Source organism: Xenophilus sp. (assembly GCF_044462705.1).
Classification (GTDB): Bacteria; Pseudomonadota; Gammaproteobacteria; order Burkholderiales; family Burkholderiaceae_C; genus Xenophilus; species Xenophilus azovorans.
In genome coordinates this window covers 2,247-4,462 of the sequence record NZ_JBIQNC010000295.1, presented here as the reverse complement: position 1 = coordinate 4,462, position 2,216 = coordinate 2,247, and the positions used below count along the sequence as shown (strand labels likewise).

Below are 2,216 nucleotides of genomic sequence, written 5' to 3'. Positions count from 1 at the left end.
GGCGCCCCGGGGCGGCTTCATAGAATCCCCGCCCATGCAGCCCACCCCCGCCGCCGCGAGCGAGCGCCCTCCCCTCACGCACCGGCTGCGCCGGCTGATGACCTGGTTCGGCGGTTCGCGCCAGTGGTGGACCATCGGCGTCGTCACTGCCATGATGGCCGCCCTCACCGAGCCCCTGATGCCCGCACTGATGAAGCCGCTGCTGGACCGCGGCTTCACCCAGGGCCGGCTGGCGCTGTGGATGGTGCCGGCGGCGATCGTCCTGCTGTTCGCCGTGCGCGGCGTGGCGCAGTTCGTCTCGCAGTACGCGCTGGCGCGCATCGCCAACGAAGGCATGCAGCGCCTGCGCCGGGTGCTGTTCGAGCGGCTGCTGTCGGCCGAGATGGGGCTGTTCTCGCGCCAGTCCGCCAGCGCGCTGTCCAACACCGTGGTCTACGAGGTGCAGACCGGCGGCGTGCTGCTGGTGCAGGCGCTGCTGAGCCTCTCGCGCGACGGCTTCACCGTGATCGCGCTGCTGCTGTACCTGCTGTACCTGAACTGGAAGCTCACGCTGGTGGTGGCGGTGCTGGTGCCGGGCGTGTCGTGGATCATGAAGCTGCTCTCGCGGCGCCTGTACCGCCTGACGCGGCAGGGCCAGGCCGCCACCGACGAGCTGGCCTACGTGGTCGAGGAGAACGTGCTGGCGCACCGCATGGTCCGCCTGCACGGCGCGCAGGACGCGCAGGCGGCGCGCTTCGAGCGGCTGTCGCACCAGCTCAACCGGCTGGCGGTCAAGTCCACCATCGCCTCGGCGGCAATGACGCCGCTCACGCAGCTGTTCGCGGCCGTGGCGCTGTCGGTGGTGGTGATGATCGCGCTGTGGCAAAGCAGCAAGCAGGGCCTCTCGGTGGGCGGCTTCGTCGCGTACATCACCGCGATGCTGATGCTGATCGCGCCGATCCGCCGCCTGGCCGACATGGCCAACCCGATCACCCGCGGCCTGGCGGCGCTGGAGCGCGGCCTGGGCCTGATCGACGACACGCCCTCGGAGGCCGAGGGCCGCTTCGCGCTGGCGCGCGCCAGCGGCGGCATCGAGCTGCGCAACGTGCGCGTGAACTACCGCGACGACGACGAGGCGCGCGCGCTGGACGGCCTGAACCTCGTCATCCGGCCCGGCGAGGTGGTCGCGCTGGTCGGCCCTTCCGGCTCGGGCAAGACCACGCTGGTCAACCTGCTGCCGCGCTTCGTGCTGCCCTCGGCCGGCCAGGTGCTGCTGGACGGCACCGACGTCGCCGACTGGCAGCTCGCCAGCCTGCGCGCGCAGTTCGCGCTGGTGAGCCAGGACGTGGTGATGCTCAACGACACCCTGGCCGCCAACGTGGCGCTGGGCCAGGCCGTCGACCGCGAGCGCGTGCAGCGCTGCGTGGAGGCGGCCAACCTGGCGCCGCACGTGGCCGCCCTGCCGCAGGGCATCGACACCGTGCTGGGCCACAACGCGACGCAGCTCTCGGGCGGGCAGCGCCAGCGCCTGGCCATCGCGCGGGCGCTGTACCGCGACGCGCCGGTGCTGCTGCTGGACGAGGCGACCTCGGCGCTGGACACCGAGTCGGAGCGGCAGGTGCAGGAGGCGCTGCAGCGGCTGATGCAGGGCCGCACCACCGTCATCGTGGCGCACCGCCTGTCCACCATCCAGCATGCCGACCGCATCATCGTCATGGACCGCGGCCACATCGTCGAGCAGGGCAGCCATGCGCAACTGATGGCGGCCGACGGGCTCTACGCGCGGCTGCAGACGCATGCGGTGGGCGCGGTGCAGGCGGGGGCCGAACCGATCCTGTGAGTCCGCACGGGCCGCGGCGCGTCAGCGGCCGGCCGACTCCTCTCCCTGCAGCCGGGCGCGCCAGTCCTCGGCCCCGCCGTGGTCGCGCCGCCGGCCGAAGAGCCGCTGCCACGAAGGCGGCAGCGGCAGGGCAAGCACCTCGTCGAGCACGGCAGGGTCGCAGTTGCGCTCGGCGATCAGCGCCAGCAGGCGGGCCACGCTCCAGCCGGGGAACGGGCGCTGCAGCAGCTGCACCGCGTCGCCCGCGCGCACTTCGCCGGGCCGGACCACGCGCAGGTACCAGCCGGCGCGGCCGCCGTCCTGCACGCGCTGCGCCATGTCGGGCACGCCGAAGCGGTCGTTGAGCTTCCAGCAGGGCTGCCGCCCCTGGCTGACCTCGAACTGCGCACTGCCCACC

At 73.1% G+C, this 2,216-nt stretch carries 2 protein-coding genes; one reads left to right on the top strand and one right to left on the bottom strand.

Annotated elements, in window-relative coordinates; all coding sequences use genetic code 11:
- Nucleotides 1–34: 34 nt before the first annotated feature.
- The gene (msbA, locus tag ACIY1X_RS25010) at nucleotides 35–1,819 is read left to right on the top strand and encodes a lipid A export permease/ATP-binding protein MsbA (protein WP_399685999.1); all 1,785 of its coding nucleotides are present in this window, start codon (nucleotides 35–37) and stop codon (nucleotides 1,817–1,819) included.
- 21 nt (nucleotides 1,820–1,840) lie between these two features.
- On the opposite strand, the gene ACIY1X_RS25005 is transcribed toward msbA, so the two are convergent.
- Nucleotides 1,841–2,216 (bottom strand): MOSC domain-containing protein (locus tag ACIY1X_RS25005; RefSeq protein ID WP_399685993.1); only part of this gene is annotated, 376 nt, incomplete at its 5' end.

Bases quoted from the DNA above. Each gene is read 5' to 3' on its own strand.
- msbA (WP_399685999.1), top strand. From the start codon at position 35: ATGCAGCCCACCCCCGCCGCCGCGAGCGAGCGCCCTCCCCTCACGCAC.